The following is a 4,701-nucleotide window of genomic DNA, read 5'->3' on the forward strand; positions in this document are numbered from 1 at the left end:
ATTGACCCTCCGCCAATTTCAGTTCCGTTGACCACCATGTCGTAAGCATTTGCCCTTACTTCTCCGGGCTTGGTATCTAATAAAGCGATGTCCTCTGGCTTAGGAGAAGTGAAAGGGTGGTGCATGGCATGATAACGTTCCGTTTCTTCATCCCATTCCAATAAAGGGAAATCCAGAACCCAAAGGGCACTGAATGTGTTTTTATCACGAAGCCCCAGTCTATTGCCCATTTCCAGCCTCAGTTCACTCAGTTGTTTGCGTACTTTATCTGTTGTGCCGGCCATAATCAACATTAAATCTCCGGGCTCGCTATGTAAGGCGGAGGACCAGGTTTTCAGGACGTCTTCGCTGTAGAACTTATCAACAGAAGACTTTAGAGAACCATCTTCATTATGACGGCAATAAATTAGACCTGTCGCACCGATCTGAGGACGCTTAATAAAGTCAGTCAACTCATCGACTTGTTTCCGTGTATAGCCCGCGCAGCCTTTGGCGTTAATTCCGATAATGAGTTCTGCCTGATCAAAAACAGGGAAATTATGGCCTTTAACGAGGTCATTCAGTTCTACAAACTGCATTTCAAAGCGGGTATCCGGCTTGTCAGAACCGTACAAACGCATGGCATCTGCATATTGCATTCTGGGTACTTCCGGAAGGTCAATGCCCTTGATCTCTTTAAACAGGGTCCGGATCAACCCTTCAAAGGTATTCAAAATATCTTCCTGCTCGATAAAAGACATCTCGCAGTCAATTTGTGTAAATTCAGGTTGTCTGTCAGCGCGCAAATCCTCATCTCTAAAGCACTTTACAATCTGAAAGTATCTATCAAACCCGGAAACCATTAAAAGTTGTTTAAAGGTCTGCGGAGACTGTGGCAGGGCATAGAATTCACCCGCGTTCATACGGCTGGGTACTACAAAGTCTCTTGCACCTTCCGGTGTTGATTTAATCAATACAGGAGTTTCCACTTCAATAAAATCCAGTCCGTCCAGGTAACGTCGAACAGCCTGGGCCATTTTATGGCGCAGAACCATATTGTTTCTTACTGGGTTTCTACGCAGATCCAGGTAACGGTATTTCATTCGCAGGTCGTCGCCACCGTCTGTTTCGTCATCGATCATAAATGGCGGAAGTTTTGCTGCATTAAGTATTTCAAGAGCTGTAATTTTAATTTCTACGTCACCAGTTGGAATTTTAGCGTTCTTATTAGAACGTTCAACAACGGTACCGCTGGCCTTAATTACAAATTCGCGGCCCAGGTTACGGGCCGCTTCACATAACTCGCGGTTGTCGTCCATATTAAAAACCAGTTGAGTGATTCCGTACCGGTCACGAATGTCTATAAAAGTCATTCCACCAAGGTCCCTGGATTTCTGTACCCATCCACACAGGACCACATTTTCTCCTAGATTCTTAATCGTTAAAGCGCCGCAAGTTGTTGTTCTTAACATTATTGTAATAATTAGGCCGTAAAAATATTCATTTATTTTTCATATCCGTGCAACGTTTCTGAAGTTTGGTTGTCATATAGACGAATTAAGCAGCTATTGGAAACCTTATACATAGATAAACATCAGGCTTTGGTGCAGGAATGCAGACTTGGCAGTCGTAAAGCGCAGTTTGAATTATACAAACTGTATGCAAAGGCGATGTACAATACTGCCCAAAGGATATTGTGTCATGTTGCAGAGGCAGAGGATGTATTGCAGGAAGCATTTTTGGAAGCTTTCAGCAGAATTACAGACTTTAGGGGAGATACAACCTTTGGGCTGTGGTTAAAACAGATTGTGATCAACAAGTCGATCAATTATCTTCGTAAGAGAAAAATGGAATTTGTGAGTACAGATACGATAGATGTGCCAGAAGAAGAAGAGGAGGAAGATGGCGAACTTCAACCCAGAGTAGAGGAAATAAAAAAAGCAATGGAGCTGCTCCCGGATGGATACAGGGTGGTGATCAGCTTGTATTTGCTGGAAGGCTATGACCATGAGGAAATTGCCCATATTTTGAAAATCTCGGAGAATACATCCCGCAGTCAGTATATGCGGGCTAAAATAAAATTACAACGCTTAATGGAAAAAGAAAGGAGTCAATGATGAGCAGAAAATTAGAGGAATTTATCAGGGAGAACAAGAAGGCATTTGATACAGAGAATCCCTCTGAAGACCTTTGGAGCAGAATAGAAAAAGGATTGGATCAAAAGAAAGCTTCAAAACCAATTAATATAACCTTATGGATTGGAGTTGCAGCCTCTTTATTGCTGGTTGTAGGACTTACCGCTGCGTTGCTGACTTACGGCAGGAGGAATTCAGGCATGCTTGCGGACGTGAATTCCGACTATGCAAAGAAGCAAGTGCGGTTTGCCAGTATGATAGAAGAAAAAAAGGACAGTCTGGAGGTCTTGTCCAAAGTTAATCCCGCACTTTATTCTAAATTTAATAAGGATCTGGAGCACATGGATGCAGATTACCAGAAATTGAAAAAAGAATTGGCAGACAGTCCGAATCAGAAATTAGTGGTGAGGGCCATGGTTAAAAATCTGGAACTTCAGCTGCAGGTGATCACTCAGCAATTGATGATCATTAATCAGGTAAATCAGTATAAAAAGGAAAATCAAATATGAAAAGGACTTTAATGGGTCTAGCGGGCATTGTTCTGCTGGCCAGCCACGTCAGCAGCAAGGCTGAAGGGTCTATTGCAAGTGTTTCACCTATAATGCCTATCCATTTCGGGATCAGACTACCTCAGGGTGATCCGAATGAAGATGCGGCCAAATCGAAATCATTCAGTAAGAGCTTTCCATTAAGTAGTGGAGAGAAGGTAAATCTGAGCAATCAGTACGGGGCTATCCTGATCAAGAACTGGGACAAAAAAGAGATTAAGGTCGATATTGACATCCGGGCGTATAGCAATAGCGACACAGAAGCCCAAAAATTACTGGATGAGGTCAGCATTGATGCCGAAAAGCGTTCAGATGCGGTTTTCTTTCGCACAAGGATAAGCGAAGGCAGCAAAAACTGGGGCAGCTGGATCAGAAATGGAAAGCGGGGAAGAAAGGAAGTAAAGATCAGTTATGTGGTGTATATGCCCTCCAGCTCTGCGCTGACGATGTCTCAGCAATATGGGAACATAGATATGGCCGACCAGAGTGGCCCGCTGTCGGTAAAAGTACAATATGGTAATTTTACTGCCGGAAATCTGTCTAACGCCAATAATTACATCAATGTACAGTACGGAAAAACCAATGTAGCAGAAATAAATAAGGGGATTGTAAAGCATCAGTATGGTTCGGGACTTAGTATTGGATCCGCTTCTGAGTTGAACCTGGATGCGCAGTATGTGGATGTAAATGTAGGTACGGTTAAAGAGAGTGCACTGATCAAGCAGCAATATGGTTCCGGCTTAACCCTGGGAACTGTATCGAACCTGGTACTGGATGCGCAATATACCAAGGTTAATATTCAGACAATTAAACGGGGAAATTCGGTCATTAAGCAGCAATATGGTAGTTTGGATGTTGGAAGCAGCGGAGGTCTTACCGTTAAAACACAATATACAGGAGTTACCATAGGGACGCTTTCTGGCGATGCAACCTTCGATATGGCCTACGATAAGCTCAGCATTCAAAGGGTGAATGAAAATGTGCGGTCACTGGTGGTAGATGCAGAGTATGTGAATATAGGGATCGGCTTTGCCGATAAATACAGCGGAGAGCTGGACGTAAGAACAAGTTATTCCTCTTTCAGATATGGAAGTGGTGTTACTGCCAGAGCGGCTGGCGATGACGATCATTCTCAGGATAAAAATTATACCGGTAAGATCGGTGGAGGGGGCGGCAGCCGGGTAAGGATTAAGTCTTCCTATGGGAATGTTACTTTTAAATAATCACTAAAAACCAAACAAATGACAGCTTGCTGAGGAATCAGCAGGCTTTTTTTATATCTTAGCGAACCGTATTTACCTGTTTGTCTATGGAAATTTTAAACAACCCCGAAACCTGGATCTCTCTGATCACCTTAACTTTGCTGGAAATTGTATTAGGGATTGATAACATCATTTTTATCTCTATTCTGTCTTCAAAACTCCCTCAGGAGAAACAAAAAAAGGCCCGACAGCTGGGGCTAGGACTGGCCATGATCACAAGGGTATTGCTGTTGTTGTCTTTAAGCTGGGTAATGACGCTCACTGCTACGTTGTTCAATATAGGCGACTGGTTCAGTATAGACAGTAAGGAATGGCTGGAAAAACTAGCCATATCCGGTAGAGACCTGATCCTGATTGTGGGGGGCCTATTCCTTATTTATAAGAGTACCCATGAGATCCATTTGAAACTGGAAGGTGAAGAGGAAGGGGGTGCCAATGCGAAAGTATATACTTTCAATGGAGTTATTGTACAGATCTTGCTGCTTGATATTGTGTTCTCCCTGGATTCAGTTATTACGGCTGTTGGTATGGCAGATCATGTTGAAATCATGATCGCTGCTGTAGTGATCGCGGTGATCATTATGATGATCTCTTCAGGTGCGATCAGTAATTTTGTAAACAAACACCCAACAGTAAAAATGCTGGCGCTGTCTTTCCTGTTGCTGATTGGGGTGTCGTTGCTGGCAGAAGGTTTAGATCAGCATATCCCCAAAGGTTATATTTATTTTGCCATGGCTTTTTCTGTGTTGGTAGAGATGCTGAACCTGAGAATGAAAC

At 43.1% G+C, this 4,701-nt stretch carries 5 protein-coding genes; 4 read left to right on the plus strand and 1 reads right to left on the minus strand.

Annotated features, from left to right (window positions below):
• The coding region (gene aspS / locus VNZ46_RS27960; RefSeq protein WP_325564768.1) for an aspartate--tRNA ligase at positions 1-1,451 on the minus strand (1,451 nt) is incomplete at its 3' end.
• Between the two features lie 96 nt (positions 1,452-1,547).
• Between aspS and VNZ46_RS27965 the strand changes: the two genes are divergently transcribed.
• The 4 genes from VNZ46_RS27965 to VNZ46_RS27980 form a co-directional block, all read left to right on the plus strand.
• Positions 1,548-2,096, plus strand: a complete 549-nt coding sequence (locus tag VNZ46_RS27965) for an RNA polymerase sigma factor (RefSeq protein ID WP_199076960.1) — start codon at positions 1,548-1,550, stop codon at positions 2,094-2,096.
• Positions 2,093-2,623 carry a hypothetical protein gene (locus tag VNZ46_RS27970; RefSeq protein WP_325564771.1) on the plus strand — a complete coding sequence of 177 codons (531 nt, stop codon included), beginning with the start codon at positions 2,093-2,095 and terminating at the stop codon, positions 2,621-2,623. Before VNZ46_RS27965 ends, VNZ46_RS27970 begins: the two co-directional genes overlap by 4 nt.
• On the plus strand, positions 2,620-3,885 hold the full coding sequence (locus VNZ46_RS27975; protein ID WP_325564773.1) for a hypothetical protein: 1,266 nt from the start codon (positions 2,620-2,622) through the stop codon (positions 3,883-3,885). Before VNZ46_RS27970 ends, VNZ46_RS27975 begins: the two co-directional genes overlap by 4 nt.
• Before the next feature lie 86 nt (positions 3,886-3,971).
• Positions 3,972-4,701: TerC family protein (locus VNZ46_RS27980; protein ID WP_325564775.1), on the plus strand; the 730-nt coding region annotated here is incomplete at its 3' end.

Source organism: Pedobacter sp. (genome assembly GCF_035566355.1).
In the GTDB taxonomy this organism is placed as follows: Bacteria; Bacteroidota; Bacteroidia; order Sphingobacteriales; family Sphingobacteriaceae; genus Pedobacter.